A 16,998-nucleotide genomic window follows, 5' to 3' on the forward strand; every position below is an offset into this window, starting at 1 on the left:
CTACACTCCTTAACTCAACTTAATTGTTAATAGGTATCCGCTTTATCTGCTTGTTTAAAAAAATAATCTCTTCTGGTGTGAGATGACGATAGTCACCTAAACCGAGAAAACCGCTTTTTGATGTTTGTAATTGAATTGAACCTATGGCGGTGCGATGTAGTTGGATAACAGGATATCCTAATTGTTCAGCCACACGACGAATCTGGCGATTTCTTCCCTCCTGTAAAATAATTTCTAATTTGCTTTGGTTAGCTAAACTTTCAATTAAGCATACTTTAGCAGGTCGTGTTTTTCTATTGTCCAGAACTACACCTTTACGCCACATCCCTAGAACTGCTTCTGGGGGATTTCCTTTCACCACAACATGATATGTCTTAGAAATATTATGACTAGGATGAGTTAGCGCAAATGTCAAGTCCCCATCATTTGTTAATATCAATGCGCCTGTAGAGTCTGCATCTAAACGCCCAACCGGGTGAATACCTAAACCTTTTTGTAATTTTGGCGGTAGTAGCTCCAAAACAGTAGGTCTTCCTTGGGGATCATCGCAAGTAGAAAGTACACCAGCTGGTTTGTGTACCAACAAATAAATTAAAGACGGACGCTGGCTTTCAGAGACGGGTGTACCATCAATGCAGATTGTGTCTCGTTGGGGATCGACTTTTTGACCTAAATGTGCCAAAATCCCATTTATCTGCACTCGTGATTGTTTAATCATTTCTTCGGCCTCACGTCGTGAAGCTATCCCCAATTGAGAAATAATTTTTTGTACCCGTGCCTCCATGTGAAAATTGCTTCTTCCTTTAATACTTAAACTTAAATATTGGCATTTTGTAGTTAATAGTCATAAGTGCTACAGTTAAGAACTGTTTAAGGTTTGTGAATTTTTAAGCAAATACAGGCAATAAAGTTGTTAAATGACAGATAAAAGTTCCCCCGTTACGAATGGGAAGAAAATACGATTAATCACTCAAGTTCTGACTACAGCAATCAAGCTATGGCTGAGAACTCAATTAACTCAAGTATCTCAGATTGAGGTCGAGATTGGATCAAGCGATCGCCAACTCCTTTCTGGCTGTATCCCCTCGGTATCTATTTTTGCGACTAATGCAGTTTATCAAGGTGTTCATGTTACAAGGGTTCAACTTTGGGCAGAGAATATACGATTAAATATTGGAGCAATACTTAAGGGTAAGCCACTAAAATTGTTAGAAGTAGTACCAGTAGTTGCTGAATTGCTAGTAGAAGAACAGGATCTTAATAACTCCCTCTCATCTGAATTATTATCGACTGCTTTAAATGATGTACTGGTTAAATTATTACCAGAAGAATGCCAAAAATCCAAGCCCATTGCTTGGCAGGAAATTACCCTTGACAATCAGCGCTTGATACTGTTTGGTGTTTTATTACTTGAGAGCGAACCAACTGTCATAGAAATTTCTATGGGTTTAGAACTACTTAATGGGCAAGAGTTACAATTGTCACAAATTCAAATTAAATCAAATCAGGAAATTATTGGTGAAAGTAATTCTAAATACCATTTAGATTTAGGATCAGATGTCGATATCAAAGAAATAACTTTTACATCTAGTCAATTAGTATGTCATGGACGAATTAACGTCAACCCGTAAACTACTTGATTCGATAAACATTTACGCCCACTTACTTAGCAGTAGCGTCACGAAATAGTAAACTAAAGGAGCCGTAAAAATATAACTATCAGTACGGTCTAATATCCCACCGTGACCGGGGATCAATTGTCCTGAATCTTTGACTCCCGCATCTCGCTTCAACATAGATTCGGTCAAGTCACCTAAAAGACTAGCAATACCGATCAATAAACCCAATGCTGAACCAGTAATCAGGTAGTGAGGTAAATCGAGAAAATAAGCTCCTGCTAGGGCTACTATAACGCTGCCTGTGATCCCAAATACGGCTCCCTCTACAGTTTTTTTAGGGCTGATATCCGACAAACGAGTTTTACCGAAAAACTTGCCAATCACGTAAGCACCGATATCAGCAGCCCAAATACATAAGAAAGTCAGAATTGTAAATGTTAAACCTTGTGGTAGAGCGGTTAAATTTCCCTGGGTTAAAACATCGTTCCAGTTGCTGGGCCAGTAACCACCAAAGGGAAGATTGCTAATAGATAGACTATCGAGATTTCGCAACCTCACCCAGTAACTAGGTAAATAACCTACATAAAACAGCCCCATAATAGAAGCAGAAATATCAGCAATGGTGGCTAATTGGGGTTGAAACAGCAGATAAAAACAAATCAGTGTACCTGCTATTGGCATGACAGCATCAGCTAAACTGCTATCGAGAGTGCAAATTGCTAATAAAATTTGGCTGACCAATATGGTGGTTTTAGCAGCAGGAGCTATACCTCTGGCGCGTACTAAATTAAAATATTCTTGTTGACCTAAAAAGACAACGATCGCGATCGCCACAGTAAAATACCAACCACCTAATAGGGTTGCAGTCAAAGCAAGAGCGATCGCAACAATTCCACTAATAATTCGAGACCAAGGCATAATATTATTTTGGATTTGAGATTTTGGATTTTGGATTTAGTCCAAAATCGACCCTGGGAGGGAATATCAGACCCATAGAACTCTGTAGTTCTAGAGGCTATTCCCGATAAATTGGGAAGCCCCGTCCTATACGGTGGGGTAGTTCACTCTAGTTTCTCACCACTGAGAATAAAAATGGGATCAGCCGCTACAAAGGTTTGTGAAAAGCCTCGTGTTTCTAAGCGGTTAACAGCCGACTGCACAACTTCGATATTTCTAGCTCTTAACTGAGAAAAGCTTTGGGAAATAGCATACAGACTTTCTAGATTAGCAGCTGTAGCCACAACTCGACCGGATGTAGGTAAATAACGCCACACGGCTTGTAAAATATCCTGAATAGTGCGCCCTCCTTCAATGCAGACGCGGTGAGGAGCGAGCTTGATATCATGTAAACATTCAGGGGCGCTACCTTCAATTACCTCTACATTTTTGACCTCAAAGCGATCGCAGTTGCGTTTAATTAAGTTAGCAACTTCTTCATCTCTTTCCACAGCTATTACCCGTCCCTGTGGACATAGCAACCCCACCTCAACGGGAATCGTACCCGTCCCCGCACCAATATCCCATAACACCGAATCTGGTTTTAGTCGCAGTTGAGAAATCAACAGCAATCTTAATTCTCGTTGACTCAGAGGAATACCTGGTAAATTCTCAAATAATTCATCAGGAATACCTGGACTAATGTAAGGCCAAAGTTGGGAAGGCATAAAAGATTCAAAATAATAAAAGGAGTCAGAAGTCAGCCCTTCGGCTTCGCTCAGGGCAAGGAGTCAGGAGTCAGGAGGTATAAGAAAGCGAAATATTTCCTGTTTCCTTGCTTAAACCAAATCAATTTATTTTGCAAAACTACTTATAAACAATCATGATGAATAGCGAAATATTAGGAAATCGCTACGAAATTCAACAGCAGTTAGGCAAAAAAGCCGGACGACGGACTTTATTAGCGCGTGATTTAACAACTGGTGAATTAGTAATTATCAAATTACTCTCTTTTGGTAGCGACTTTGAATGGGATGATCTCAAGCTGTTTGAGCGAGAAGCCGAAACCTTAAAATCTTTATCACATCCCTGCATACCTCGCTATCTCGACTATTTTGAGGTAAATTCACCCACTTATAAAGGATTTGCTCTCATCCAGACTTATATCCCAGCCTCAACTCTAGAGCAATACTTACAAACTGGACGGACTTTTACAGAAATTGAAGTCAAAGCGATCGCTTCATCAGTTTTAGAGATTCTCATTTATCTACATGGGTTATATCCGCCTGTTATCCACCGTGATATTAAGCCTAGCAATATTTTGTTAGGAGAGCGATCGGGTAATAGTGTCGGTCAAGTGTATTTAGTTGATTTTGGCTCAGTCCAAACAGTCTTAGCCGCAGAAGGCTCAACCCGCACAGTAGTTGGTACTTACGGCTATATGCCACAAGAGCAATTTGGTGGGCGCACCGTTCCAGCTTCTGACCTTTATAGTTTAGGCGCAACTCTGATTTATTTAGCAACAGGTACTCAGCCAGCAGATTTACCCCAAAAAAATTTTCGCATTCAATTTCAGCAACTTGCTAACCTCAGTCCCACCTTGACTAACTGGTTAAAGCAAATCACAGAACCAACTTTAGAAAAGCGTTTTCCAACTGCAACCGAAGCACTCACAGCTTTAGAACAGCCACAAGTTCCTCACAGCACCGCTTTAACTATTGGTAAACCAGCGGGTAGTAAAATTCAATTAACTAAAAATGAAGAATTTCTAGAAATTACCATTCCCCCAGTTGGCTTTCAATCGTCAATGATGTTCTTAGGATTCTTTGCAGTAGCCTGGAATTCATTTATCTTAATTTGGACTATTGGCGCTCTTTCTGCCCCCTTTCCTGCCAACATTCCCTTTGCTTTATTCTCCCTACCTTTTTGGGGCGTTGGCTTTTCTATGATCTACGGTATATTGTACGGCTTATTTGGCAGTGTCAAACTACGTATAGATTACCAACAAATATTTCTTCATCATCAATTGGGGAAATGGAAAATTCCTCATCGTCGTTCAGCTTCTAGAGAAAGTATTAACAAACTGGTTTATACACCGAAATATTTTACTAAAGACTCTGACGGGGATAAAACTCAAATACCTGCAAAATTAGTGATTTGGGCAGGAGTAGAAAAATTTGAGCTTGATGTTAATAATGCCACTATCAAATCCGAAGCAGAATTAGAATGGTTAGCCCATGAATTGAGCCATTGGTTAAAAATATAAATCACCAGTTTGCAGGGGTTTAGCAATGTTAACCCCCTACTTGTGAAGGCAAGTAATAGGTTATAGGAAACAGATTTTTTAGATAATTTTCGGAATTTCTCTTCACTTACTTGGCCTTTAATAGTTATCTAATCCATGATAGATTTGTGACAACAACTGGGGTGTAAACTTATGGAAAATATCTTAGCCAATCGCTATGAAGTTCAAAAGCAGTTAGGCAAAAAAGCTGGACGACAGACCTTGTTAGCAAAGGACTTGAATACTGAACAACTAGTAATTGTCAAGTTACTTTCTTTTAGTAGTGATTTTCAATGGGATGATTTGAAATTATTTGAGCGAGAAGCAGAAACCTTAAAATCTTTATCTCATCCCTATATACCCAGCTATTTAGACTATTTTGAAATCAACTCATCTGAATTTAAAGGATTTGCTCTCATCCAAACTTATATCCCCGCTAAAACCCTAGAACAATACTTACAAATTGGACGCAAATTTACAGAAACTGAACTTAAGGAGATAGCTTCATCAGTTCTAGAGATTCTTATTTATCTCCACGGCTTAAATCCACCTGTAATTCACCGTGATATTAAGCCTAGCAATATTTTGTTGGGAGAGAGATCGGGCAATAGTGTCGGTGAAGTTTATCTAGTAGATTTTGGTTCAGTCCAAACTGTGATGTCTTCAGAGACGGTTACAAGAACAATTGTTGGGACTTATGGTTATATGCCACAAGAACAATTTGGTGGACGTACTGTTCCAGCTTCTGACCTTTATAGTTTAGGTGCAACTCTGATTTATTTAGCAACAGGTACTCAGCCAGCAGATTTACCCCAAAAAGATTTTCGCATTCAATTTGAACAAATTGCTCATCTTAGTCCTAGTTTGACTAATTGGTTGAAGCGGATTGCAGAACCAAGTTTAGAAAAGCGTTTTATTTCTGCAAGTGAAGCACTCACAGTTTTAGAACAGCCACAATATACCGATATCACAGCTTTAACTGTTGATAAACCAGCAGGTAGCAAAATTCAAGTTATTAAAAATGAGGAAGTTCTGGAAATAACCATGCATTCAGTAGGGTTTAAACCGTTAATGATATTCTCCTATTTATTAACCGTAGGTGGGAATTTATCTATCTTAATTTTGACAATTATATTTCTTTCCGACCCTTCTACTCGCAATTTCAGTACTTTGATCGCGCTACTCGTGTTCATACCCTTGGGTCTTTACATGATTTATGGTCTCATAGACGATTTATTTGGTAGTTTAAAAATATGTATAGATAACCGACAAATTATTCGTGATCATTATGTGGGAAAATGGCGAATCAGCCGTCGTATTTTAGTCCGTCGAGAAAGTATAAATAAACTTGTTTATATACCCAAATCTATCATTCAAAATGTTAAAGGGGTTAATAGAATGCAACTACCAGAACTGGTGATATGCGTAAAAGAGGAAAAATTTGCATTTAATGTTAATGGCACTACTATCAAATCTGAAGCAGAATTAGAATGGTTAGCTCATGAATTAAGCAATTGGTTAGGTATAGAAATAAGTCGTAATTTATAATAGTCCGTCCGGCACGCAGCGCGAACTTAATTCATAATTAAAAGACTCCTGCTTATTCCCTATTTCCTGCAACAAACGGACATGATATAACGTACTTGGCGATCACCCCTTACCTGAGCCATGATGGATTTGTTACAGCAACTGGGGGTGTAAACTTATGGAAAATATCTTAGCCAATCGCTATGAAGTTCAAAAGCAGTTAGGCAAAAAAGCTGGACGACAGACCTTGTTAGCAAGGGACTTAAAAACTGAAGAACTGGTAATTGTCAAGTTACTTTCTTTTAGTAGTGATTTTCAATGGGATGATCTCAAGCTATTTGAACGAGAAGCCGAAACTTTAAAATCTTTATCCCATCCCTGTATACCCTGCTATTTAGACTATTTTGAAATCAACTCACCTGAATTTAAAGGATTTGCCTTAATCCAAACTTATATCCCAGCTAAAACCCTAGAACAATACTTACAAATTGGACGCAAATTTACAGAACCAGAAGTTAAACAAATTGCTAAAGATGTACTCAATATTCTCGTTTATTTACATGGCTTAAATCCACCAGTAATTCACCGTGATATTAAGCCTAGTAATATTTTATTAGGAGATAGAACTGGTAATAGTGTCGGTGAAGTTTATTTGATAGATTTTGGCTCAGTACAAACAATTTTAGCAACAGAAGGTACAGGAACAAGAACTATTGTGGGAACTTATGGTTATATGCCACAAGAACAATTTGGAGGAAGAACTGTACCCGCTTCCGATCTTTATAGTTTAGGATGCACAATCATTTATTTAGTGACTGCTTCCCATCCCGCAGATTTGCCAGAAAAGGATTTTCGTATTCAATTTGAAGAAGTCACTAATCTGAGTCCAAATTTTACTAACTGGTTAAAATTAATGATTGAACCCAGTTTAGGAAAACGGTTGCGTTTTGCAAATGAAGCAATCACAGCTTTGGATAAACCACAGTATTTAACACAAACCAATACTAATTTAACTTTCAAAAAACCAACTGATAGTAAAATTAAATTGACCAAAAATCAGGATTTTATAGAAATTATTATTCCACCAGTTGGCTTAAAAGTATCTACATTAACATGGTTTTTAAGTAGCATTTTGCTAGTTTTTACTAATTGGATTTATCTGGCTTTGTACATCCAATATTCAGTAATGAATACATTCATTTTGACGATATTATTGATATTTTTAACAGCAGGATTGATATCAATATATAAGTTATTTTTTCGCTTGTTTGGCAGGATAAAATTAGTGATAAATCAACATCAAATTACATTAATTCGTGAATTATTTGGCACAAACATAAAAGTTCCTAAACCAGCGACAAAAGAGGATATTTGTCTAATACAAAGAATTAGGAAACCTGTTTATAAAGATCTTCGTGTTAGTACATTAGAAATTAAAGCTCAAATTATAATTTGGGCAGGTAAAAAGAAAAAATTTATTATTGGTAATGATAATGATTTAATATCTGAACCGGAACTTGATTGGCTGGTACATGAACTAAGTGAGTGGTTAGATATACCAATTAGGACAGAATAAATCTTATAGTTAGTTACAGTGGCTTAAAAGGAAACTTATATGTTTGGACTAGGATGGCCAGAAGTAGCGATTATTGCCATAGTTGCAATTTTGATTTTTGGACCCAAGAAAATTCCCGAACTTGGTAGCGTATTGGGAAAAAGCCTCCGGGGTTTTAAGGAAGAAATGAAAAATTCCGATGACGAGACGAAATTAGAACACGAAGAAAGATAATCACAAGTAGAGACGGGTTGATTCGCGTCTCTACTGTGGACTACAGTAGCGTATTGACCACAGAAGAAGGTGCTACTCCATTTGGGGAATCGTTAATAGTTGTTGTTGAGTTTTGTGGTTGTATTTCTTCCTGTACACCCCGCACCTTAATTAACTTAATCGCCCGGTTAACACTTTCTGGCAAAATGACTACCAGACTACCATCAGGAGCCATATCTAAGGCTTTGTTAATGGCTTGGGTTTCATCTAGAATTGATTCAAAGCGGCAATTAGGCTTGGCTTGAGTAATGCCTTGAGTAATCAAATCAGCAGCTGAACCGCGTAGCCGACCTCTGGTGTCATCATCCTCTTTGATAATGATGTAATCAAAGATATTTGCTGATAATTTACCCAGAGTCACAAAATCTTCGTCACGGCGATCGCCAGGACCACCAATGACACCAATTCTCTGTCCAGTCGTCCAATTACGCACAAATGATCCCAAAGCTTCATAACTAGCAGGATTATGGGCATAGTCCACCAAAGCGTGGTATTTACCCAAATCGAACAAATTCATTCGTCCCGGCGTTTGACTAACTGAAGCGCGGAAAGTCTTTAAGCCAGCCCGAATTTGCTCTATCGTTACATTCTGCACAAATGCTGCCAAACTTGCGGCTAAAGCATTGGCAATCATAAATGGCGCTTTTCCGCCCATTGTCAAGGGGATATTTTCGGCTCTTTCTATACGGTGTGTCCAATCTCCTTTGGCAATTGACAGATAGCCATTTTCATACACTGCTGCCACTCCTCCCTTTTGGATATGCTTTCGCACCAATTCCGAGTCTGGGTTCATGGTGAAGTAGGCAATATTGGCTTTAGTTTTTTCTGCCATGGCGGCAACGCGGAGATCATCAGCATTGAGAACTGCATAGCCATCAGGGTATACAGCTTCTGCAACTACACTTTTCAGGTTAGCTAACTGCTCAATGGTATCAATATCACCAATACCTAAATGATCCGCAGCTACGTTTAATACCACACCCACATTAGCCGACTCAAAACCTAAGCCAGAGCGAAGAATACCACCACGAGCCGATTCAAGTACAGCTACCTCAACAGTTGGGTCTTGGAGAATCACATGGGCGCTTTGGGGTCCGGTGTTATCTCCTGCCTCTACTAAATAATCACCGATGTATGTGCCATCAGTGGTCGTATAACCTACTACTTTGCCTGTCTGCTTATAAATATGTGCTAACAGGCGGGTTGTGGTAGTTTTGCCATTAGTACCTGTGATGCTGAGGATGGGAATTCGGCTGGGTTTTTCGTTGGGGAACAGCATATCCATGACTGCACCAGCAACATTACGGGGAGTGCCTTGACTGGGAGCGACGTGCATTCGGAAGCCAGGTGCGGCGTTAACTTCCACAATTACAGCATCTACCTCCCTGAGAGGGCGGCTAATATCCGAGGTAACAATATCTAAGCCTGCAATATCTAAACCGATAATTCTCACTACTCGTTGGGCTAACCAAACGTTTTCCGGGTGGATTTCGTCAGTGCGGTCTACAGCACTACCACCTGTACTGAGGTTAGCGGTTGCCCGTAGATAACAAATTGTTCCTTTGGGTGGCACACTGTTGAGTGTGTAGCCTTGCCTTTCTAATAATTGGTAACTGGTACGGTCTAGCTCAATTTTGGTGAGGACGTTATCGTGACCTTCTCCGCGATTGGGATCTTGGTTAGTTTCTTCAATTAGGTCACTAATGGAAGATCGGCCATTACCAATTATGTGAGCTGGTACCCGTTCAGCTACTGCGACAACTTTGCCATTTACTACTAGTACCCTGTGGTCGCGTCCGACATAATAACGCTCAACAATAATAGAACGGGAAACTTGTCTGGCTGCTTCATAGGCTGCTTCAGCTTCATCCCAACTGCGGATATCAATGGTGATACCGCGTCCATGATTGCCATCTAGAGGCTTGATCACGATAGGATAACCGCCAACATATTCAATAGATTCTTCCAAGTCGTCTAGGAAGTTGATGACTGTACCTCTGGGAACAGGTACACCGTTAGCAGCAAGGATGCGTTTAGTGGCTTCTTTATCACAGGCTAGTTCTACACCGAGAATGCCTGTGTTATCGGTCATTGTTGCCTGCATTCGCTTCTGGTTGACACCGTAGCCCAACTGAATCAGAAAGCGTGCGGCTAAGGGCATCCAAGGAATACCTCTTTTTTCTGCTTCTTTGACAATGGCTTCTGTAGAAGGACCTAAAGAAGCTTCACGCAAGAAGTCTTTCAGGTCTTGGATATCTTGCTCTAGTTCTGCCTTGGGATAACGACCCCGATCAACAATGCTTTGACATAGCCGTACTGCTGCACGTCCTGCATAACGTCCCGCTTCCTCATTTATGTACTCAATCACTACCTGATAAACTCCAGGTGTGGCAGTCTCACGGGTGCGGCCAAAACCTACGTGCATTCCAGCTAATTCTTGGAGTTCTAAAGCTACGTGTTCTACGATATGACCCATCATTGTGCCTTCTCGTACCCGCATCAGAAAACCACCACGACAGCCAGGAGAGCAATAATGACCCTCCAGACTTGGCAGCGCCTCAACTAATCCTTCATAAAAGCCGGAGATTTCATTTGAGGGCATCTCAGCCAGGTTTTCGAGATCTAGGCGCATGACGATCAGTTTATGGCGTCGAATGCTCCAGTAGTTTGGGCCGCGTAAGGTCTGGATCTTGAGGATTCTCATGGGAATAGGTAGATGGAGATTCGGAACCAAAATTCTAGTTTCTTACTGGAATTGACCGCTAAACTGTTCATTACAAACAGTTTTTTCTTTTCAGATAGTAATTGTTTAAATCTGGTGGGAGTAAGAAATAAAGGCGCGGTCAAGTCAGTGTAACCTCAGATACTCTATACCGTCAGCTGGAGATCCGATGCACAGCAGGTAAAACAGTCCGTTGGTAAAGATGGAAACGATCTCCGTAACTGAGGATATGTAAGCGTAAATTATGCACAGTTAAGGGTTCATTGGCACTGACATGAGGTTCGTTGGTATGGGTAAGTTCTGTGGGATCAACAATTGTGACGCTGCCTTTGCCCATGACTTGCAACCAACCGTCACGTTCAAATACAGCACAAGTGTCTTCATCAATGCCAATGCCTAGACGATCGGGATGTGCTGCGATCGCACTAATTAAACGTCCCATACGATTTCGGTTGTGAAAGTGCTGATCAACAACAACTTCAGGAATGAATCCTAAACCCGTTGCCATATCAACTAGGGAACGATTGGGTGCTTCACCACTCCCACCACCAGCAATCATGTGATGTCCCATCACTGCCGCTCCCGCACTTGTACCTGCTAAAGTCAATTGTCCAGCCCTTACCCGCTGCCGGATAATTTCCATTGCTGGTGTGTCTGACAGGACACCACAGAGACGTAATTGATCTCCCCCTGTTAAAAACACCCCTGTACAGGCTTCTAAGGATGCTTTAATTTGTGGGTTTTCGCATTGTTCCCGTTCTCGAATGTCTAAAATCTCAACCTTTTCAGCACCCATTTCTTCAAATATGCGAATATACCGACCACCAATAATGGCCGGTTCGCGGGAGGCTGATGGAATAATTGTAATATACGCCTTGCTAGCACCGGCACGAGCAACAAAAGTCCGCAGGATTTCGCGTCCGTGAACTTTGTCTTCTGCGCCTCCGATAACTAGAACAGCGGTTTTAGTTGCTTGGGGTGTCCTCATTTCCAGCGATTTAGCTTTTAATTGCTGCATTGTGTTTCTCCGGTCAACAACTTCAGAAGCCATCGCCTTGGACGGGTTTCCAAGGCACTCCGTTGGGCGGGCAATGCCCGACTTGAAGGAAGTGCCGTCGGCTTGTGGCGAATGGCGGGTGAATTTAACAAGGTTTACTAGCCTGTTGATTTTCGCCCTTTGCTTCTTTGAGAGGACACTTTTGATAAGTGTGGAGTGGCTAAAGCCCTTTTGCTACTCTTCTCCGATCGGAGACGTTACCAAGTGGCTTGCTTCCCTGGAAGGGTGCGGGTAAGGCTGTCACCTGAGACGGGCTAACCGTACTTTAGTGCTTTCTCACCTTCTCTCCAACTTCTCACTTAACGCACACGATACCTCAGTTTTCATGTGTCCGTTGCTGTTCCTCATCGCCAGAACCTTGTTTTTTGCCTATCCACTTGTTCCAGATTGGCAAAATAGTACTAGGGGCTAGATTTATCCTCTGGATTTGGGGCAAGCAGGTCTTGACACTCTTATTTCTGAGGATGGCTCGATGCATCCTGGAAGTTGTTAACTTTGGTTGGATTATTAATTTAAATTTAGTTGTGACAATATTTAAACATAAATTAAGTAATTAGAAAAACTTTTGATCGCACCAAAAAATATATAGTTCTGGTACTTTTAGATACTATTGATTAAGTTTCTCTATGGTCTTACCTCTCTTTGACTGCTTTTGTTGGCTAGATATTTAAATCTTAGTTTAGTGTCCTTGAATACGAATTACTGTGCGTTTTGATATAGTTACGCTTTTTCCTGACTGTTTTAGCTCGGTTCTGAGTTCCGGTCTTTTGAGTAAAGCCCTAACCAAACAGATTGCCCAAGTGCATCTGGTTAATCCCAGGGATTTTACAACTGATAAGCATCGGAAGGTCGATGATGAACCCTACGGTGGGGGTGTAGGGATGCTGATGAAGCCTGATCCCATTTTTGCGGCTGTGGAGTCGCTGCCGACTTTACCACGCCGAGAAGTGATTTTAATGAGTCCTCAAGGTCAAACCATAAATCAACCTCTGTTGCGCGAATTGGCGACCAATTACGACCAATTGATAGTGATTTGTGGACATTATGAAGGGGTGGACGACAGGGTGCTAAATTTAGTCACTCGTGAGGTGTCTTTGGGTGATTTTATTCTGACTGGTGGAGAAATTCCGGCTATGGCTTTGATTAATGGGGTGGTGCGTCTGCTACCGGGAACGGTGGGTAAGGTGGAATCTCTCAAAGCCGAAAGTTTTGAGGAGGGGTTATTAGATTTTCCCCAGTACACTCGTCCAGCCAATTTTCGGGGTTGGAAAGTCCCAGATGTGCTGCTGAGTGGAAATCATGCGGAAATTGCTAAGTGGCGTTTCCAACAACAAATTCAACGTACTGCTTCCCGCCGTCCCGATTTGCTGGAACAATGGCAACAGGAGAAGCAGGGGGGCAGGGAGCAGGGGGCAGGGGAGGAATGACTAATGACCAACGACTAATAACTAATGACTATGAACATCAGAATTGGTAATGGCTACGATATTCACAGATTAGTGAGCGATCGCAATTTAATTTTAGGCGGTATTCACATTCCTCATGAACTCGGTTTGTTAGGACACAGTGATGCTGATGTGCTAACTCATGCCATCATGGACGCGATGCTAGGCGCTTTATCTTTGGGGGATATTGGTCATTATTTCCCCCCCACAGATCCTCAATGGGCTGGGGCTGATAGTCTTGTACTATTAACCCAAGTACACCAGCTAATTCGTGACCAAGGTTGGAAAATAGGCAATATTGATTCTGTGGTTGTTGCAGAACGTCCGAAATTAAAACCTCATATTTCTAAAATGCGAGATAGGTTAGCAGCAGTTTTAGAAGTAGAACCCAATCAAATTGGTGTTAAAGCTACTACTAATGAAAAATTGGGGCCAACTGGGAGAGAAGAAGGTATTTGTGCTTATGCTGTAGTTTTGTTGGTGGCGAGTGATTAGTTAAATTATTTACTGAACTAGAGGAAACAATGATATGGATATCAAATTTTCTGATAATATTCCACAATATCTCCCTGACATTGTGTTTAGGAACAGGAATGAAAATATTGTTTTATTAGTTGAAACAAAAGCCGAAAAACTAGAAAATATTTTCAAGCAAAATGCTATTTCTCAATTAAAAACATACTATTTGCAGAATATTAAACAGGATATAAAAAAAGATATTCCTTTCGGTATGTTAGTTGATTTGGAAGAAATTAATATTTTTTCATTGACTGAAGAGCAAAATATCAAAGATTCAATATCTCTGAAAACAAATGATATACTCAGCATCTACGATCCGGAATTTAGTCAAAAAAGAATATTTAATTTTCATCTAGAAACTCTTGTTCAATCTTGGCTAAGAGATTTAGCATATCATTGGAATTCAGATAGGCCACCAGCATATAATGAAGTAGCCAAAATTGGGTTGTTGTCATTAATAGAAGGAGAAGAACATACTTACATAATTAGGAAGTGAGTAACATATTTACACTTAGATAATTTTTATTAGGTTATTAGGAAAATTTAGGTGCTGATACTATACATAGAAACTAATATTATCATGGCTGTCGCCAAAGGAAGAGACTTAGAAGCAGAAAAGTTACTGCGTGATCCTCTTCCATCAATGCGTATGGCCATACCTGCTATTTGTTATATTGAAGCAATTAATACATACAGGAAGGATAAGGAATATCAATTAAAATTTCAAGCAGAAATGGATAAACAAATTAACGAATCAATACGTGATCAAACATCTATTCACGCTAAATCTTTTTCTCGGCATTTACAAAAAGCATCAATTGAAAACACACTATTATTAAATAATATTCAAAACCGTTTCTCTGAAATCATAAATTTATTAATTGAAAATGCAGAAAATATAAATTTTAATGGCAGTATAATTAAGGCAATTTCAGAGCAGATTTTCCTAGAGAAAGAAACTTTATTAATCAAGAATGACCTGATGGATAACTTGATATTACAGTGTATTTTGAATCATGCAAATCAGCATCCTAACCAGCGAAAAGTCTTCATAAGTGGTAACACTAATGACTTTGGGAAACAGAATGTGCAACAAATTTTAAATATTGCAGGTATAGAATACTTTGGCAATACTAAAAACTTTCTGGGTTGGTTAGAGTCTCAATCATCATAATTTAATTATTTTAGGTTAATAGGTTATGGCATTTATTAAAAACCTGGTCAATCACACAAAACGCTTTTGGGTACTCATAACTCTCCTGTCATTTACAGCGATTTCAATTACTGCTTGCAACCCAACTAAGCTGAAAAGTGATGCTGCTCAAGTCCCCCAATTAGTAACGAGTATTCTTAGTGATCCAAAAACTTTTAACTATGCGCTAAATTCAGATGCAACCAATATTTTTGGATATACTTATGAAGGATTAATTAGTCAAAATCCTATTACAGGTAAACTTGAGCCAAACTTGGCAGAATCCTGGCAAGTTTCTGATGATAAATTAAAAATTGTTTTCACTCTACGCGAGGGTTTGAAATGGTCTGACGGAAAACCACTCACGGTTGATGATGTGGTATTTACATACAATGATGTTTATTTGAATGAAGCCATACCAACAGATGTTAGAGACATTTTAAGAATTGGCAAAAATCGTAAACTCCCTATTATCAAAAAACTTGATGGCCGTCGAGTTGAATTTAGCGTAACAGAACCTTTTAGACCATTTCTGCAAAATTCTGGTGTTCCTATTTTACCTGCTCATGCTTTGCGAGAATCGTTAAAAAATAAAGACCAAGATGGGAAACCAACTTTTCTGACAAAATGGGGTGTTGATACTCCACCTGAGCAAATAATTGTTAACGGCCCTTATAAACTCGAACGTTACGATACCAGTCAACGTGTAATTTTTCGTCGTAATCCTTATTATTGGCGTAAAGATGCTCAAGGTAATCCCCAACCTTATATTCAACGTATTATCTGGCAAATTGTCGAATCAACAGATACTTCATTACTGCAATTTCGTTCTGGAGGATTAGATGCTGTAGGGGTGACACCTGATTACTTTTCTTTACTAAAAGTCCAAGAAAAACAAGGTAATTTTAAAATCGAAAATGGTGGTCCATCTACTAGTACTAGTTTTGTGCTTTTTAATTTGAACAAAGGTAAACGCGCAGGTAAGCCACTTATCGACCCGATCAAGTCACGTTGGTTTAATAGTGTAGAATTTCGGCAAGCAGTAGCCTATGCTATTGATAGACAAACCATGATCAATAATACGTTTCGTGGTTTGGGTAAAACACAAGATTCTCCAATTTCTGTCCAAAGTCCCTATTATCTTTCTCCAGAGAAAGGGCTAAAAGTTTACAGTTACAATCTAGAAAAAGCGAAGCAATTATTACTTAAAGCTGGCTTTAAATACAATGCTCAAAATCAACTAGAAGATGCTCAAGGAAACCGTGTGAGGTTTGCTTTGCTTACTAATGCAGGTAACAAAATTAGGGAAGCAATGGGTTCGCAAATTAAACAAGACTTGAGCAAAATAGGTATCCAAGTTGATTTCACGCCTTTGGCATGGAATACTTTTGTAGATAAGCTATCTAATACTCTAGATTGGGAAGCATCTTTGCTAGGTTTGACTGGAGGTTTAGAACCAAATGATGGCGCTAATGTTTGGTCTCCTGAAGGTGGATTACATATGTTTAATCAGAAACCACAAGCAGGACAAAAGCCGATAGAAGGATGGGAAGTTTCACCTTGGGAAGCAAAGATTCATGAACTTTATATTCAAGGCGCACAGGAGTTTGATGAAGCCAAGGTTAAAGAAATTTATGCCGAAAGTCAACGATTAACACAGGAGAATTTACCATTTATTTATTTGGTGAATCCTTATTCTATGACAGCTATCAGAAATCGCTTTGAAGGTATAAAATATTCTGCTCTTGGTGGTGCATTCTGGAACATTCATGAAATTAAAATTACAAAGTAGAAAATAGGGGACTGGGTAAAAGTTTTTCCCAATTACCGATTACCAATTACCAATTACCAATTACCAATTACCAAAAA

Annotated in this window: 15 protein-coding genes; 10 read left to right on the plus strand and 5 right to left on the minus strand. The window is 39.7% G+C overall.

Annotated features, from left to right (window positions below):
- Positions 1 to 19: 19 nt before the first annotated feature.
- The gene (locus ACSQ6I_RS08130; protein WP_438889848.1) at positions 20 to 784 is read right to left on the minus strand and encodes a pseudouridine synthase; all 765 of its coding nucleotides are present in this window, start codon (positions 782 to 784) and stop codon (positions 20 to 22) included.
- 133 nt (positions 785 to 917) lie between these two features.
- Here ACSQ6I_RS08130 and ACSQ6I_RS08135 point away from each other — a divergent pair, with 133 nt between their 5' ends.
- Positions 918 to 1,631: an LmeA family phospholipid-binding protein gene (locus tag ACSQ6I_RS08135; protein ID WP_438889849.1), complete on the plus strand. Its 714-nt coding sequence runs from the start codon at positions 918 to 920 to the stop codon at positions 1,629 to 1,631.
- Positions 1,632 to 1,652: 21 nt separating this feature from the next.
- Here the strand turns inward: ACSQ6I_RS08135 and ACSQ6I_RS08140 are convergent, their stop codons facing one another.
- Entirely contained in the window at positions 1,653 to 2,537 is an 885-nt protein-coding gene (locus tag ACSQ6I_RS08140) for a phosphatidate cytidylyltransferase (protein ID WP_438889850.1), read from the minus strand.
- Positions 2,538 to 2,680: 143 nt separating this feature from the next.
- Positions 2,681 to 3,283, minus strand: a complete 603-nt coding sequence (cbiT, locus tag ACSQ6I_RS08145) for a precorrin-6Y C5,15-methyltransferase subunit CbiT (RefSeq protein ID WP_438889851.1) — start codon at positions 3,281 to 3,283, stop codon at positions 2,681 to 2,683.
- A gap of 158 nt (positions 3,284 to 3,441) precedes the next feature.
- Here cbiT and ACSQ6I_RS08150 point away from each other — a divergent pair, with 158 nt between their 5' ends.
- From ACSQ6I_RS08150 to tatA, 4 genes are all read left to right on the plus strand, one after another.
- Complete coding sequence (locus ACSQ6I_RS08150; protein ID WP_438889982.1) at positions 3,442 to 4,821, plus strand: serine/threonine protein kinase; 1,380 nt, start codon at positions 3,442 to 3,444, stop codon at positions 4,819 to 4,821.
- Positions 4,822 to 4,992: 171 nt separating this feature from the next.
- The gene (locus tag ACSQ6I_RS08155; protein ID WP_438889852.1) at positions 4,993 to 6,387 is read left to right on the plus strand and encodes a serine/threonine protein kinase; all 1,395 of its coding nucleotides are present in this window, start codon (positions 4,993 to 4,995) and stop codon (positions 6,385 to 6,387) included.
- A gap of 157 nt (positions 6,388 to 6,544) precedes the next feature.
- A complete protein-coding gene (locus ACSQ6I_RS08160) occupies positions 6,545 to 7,942 on the plus strand; it encodes a serine/threonine protein kinase (RefSeq protein ID WP_438889853.1) in 1,398 nt (465 codons plus the stop codon).
- A 39-nt stretch (positions 7,943 to 7,981) separates the two neighbouring features.
- The gene (tatA, locus tag ACSQ6I_RS08165; RefSeq protein ID WP_438889854.1) at positions 7,982 to 8,155 is read left to right on the plus strand and encodes a twin-arginine translocase TatA/TatE family subunit; all 174 of its coding nucleotides are present in this window, start codon (positions 7,982 to 7,984) and stop codon (positions 8,153 to 8,155) included.
- A gap of 40 nt (positions 8,156 to 8,195) precedes the next feature.
- On the opposite strand, the gene cphA is transcribed toward tatA, so the two are convergent.
- Positions 8,196 to 10,898 (minus strand): cyanophycin synthetase, encoded by a 2,703-nt coding sequence (gene cphA, locus ACSQ6I_RS08170; protein ID WP_438889983.1) that lies wholly within the window; start codon positions 10,896 to 10,898, stop codon positions 8,196 to 8,198.
- Between the two features lie 172 nt (positions 10,899 to 11,070).
- Positions 11,071 to 11,934: a cyanophycinase gene (locus ACSQ6I_RS08175; protein ID WP_015214722.1), complete on the minus strand. Its 864-nt coding sequence runs from the start codon at positions 11,932 to 11,934 to the stop codon at positions 11,071 to 11,073.
- Between the two features lie 743 nt (positions 11,935 to 12,677).
- On the opposite strand from ACSQ6I_RS08175, the gene trmD reads away from it, so the two are divergent.
- From trmD to ACSQ6I_RS08200, 5 genes are read left to right on the plus strand one after another with little or no spacing between them, the layout of a single operon-like run.
- Positions 12,678 to 13,400, plus strand: a complete 723-nt coding sequence (gene trmD / locus ACSQ6I_RS08180; RefSeq protein WP_438889855.1) for a tRNA (guanosine(37)-N1)-methyltransferase TrmD — start codon at positions 12,678 to 12,680, stop codon at positions 13,398 to 13,400.
- A 24-nt stretch (positions 13,401 to 13,424) separates the two neighbouring features.
- Positions 13,425 to 13,913 carry a 2-C-methyl-D-erythritol 2,4-cyclodiphosphate synthase gene (ispF, locus tag ACSQ6I_RS08185; protein WP_438889856.1) on the plus strand — a complete coding sequence of 163 codons (489 nt, stop codon included), beginning with the start codon at positions 13,425 to 13,427 and terminating at the stop codon, positions 13,911 to 13,913.
- 34 nt (positions 13,914 to 13,947) lie between these two features.
- Positions 13,948 to 14,433, plus strand: a complete 486-nt coding sequence (locus tag ACSQ6I_RS08190) for a hypothetical protein (RefSeq protein WP_438889857.1) — start codon at positions 13,948 to 13,950, stop codon at positions 14,431 to 14,433.
- Positions 14,434 to 14,484: 51 nt separating this feature from the next.
- Positions 14,485 to 15,111, plus strand: coding sequence for a PIN domain-containing protein (locus tag ACSQ6I_RS08195; protein ID WP_438889858.1), 627 nt, complete (start codon positions 14,485 to 14,487; stop codon positions 15,109 to 15,111).
- Between the two features lie 25 nt (positions 15,112 to 15,136).
- Complete coding sequence (locus ACSQ6I_RS08200; protein ID WP_438889859.1) at positions 15,137 to 16,921, plus strand: ABC transporter substrate-binding protein; 1,785 nt, start codon at positions 15,137 to 15,139, stop codon at positions 16,919 to 16,921.
- The last annotated feature ends 77 nt before the right edge of the window (positions 16,922 to 16,998 follow it).

Source organism: Anabaena sp. WFMT (assembly GCF_051781005.1).
Classification (GTDB): domain Bacteria; phylum Cyanobacteriota; class Cyanobacteriia; order Cyanobacteriales; family Nostocaceae; genus Anabaena.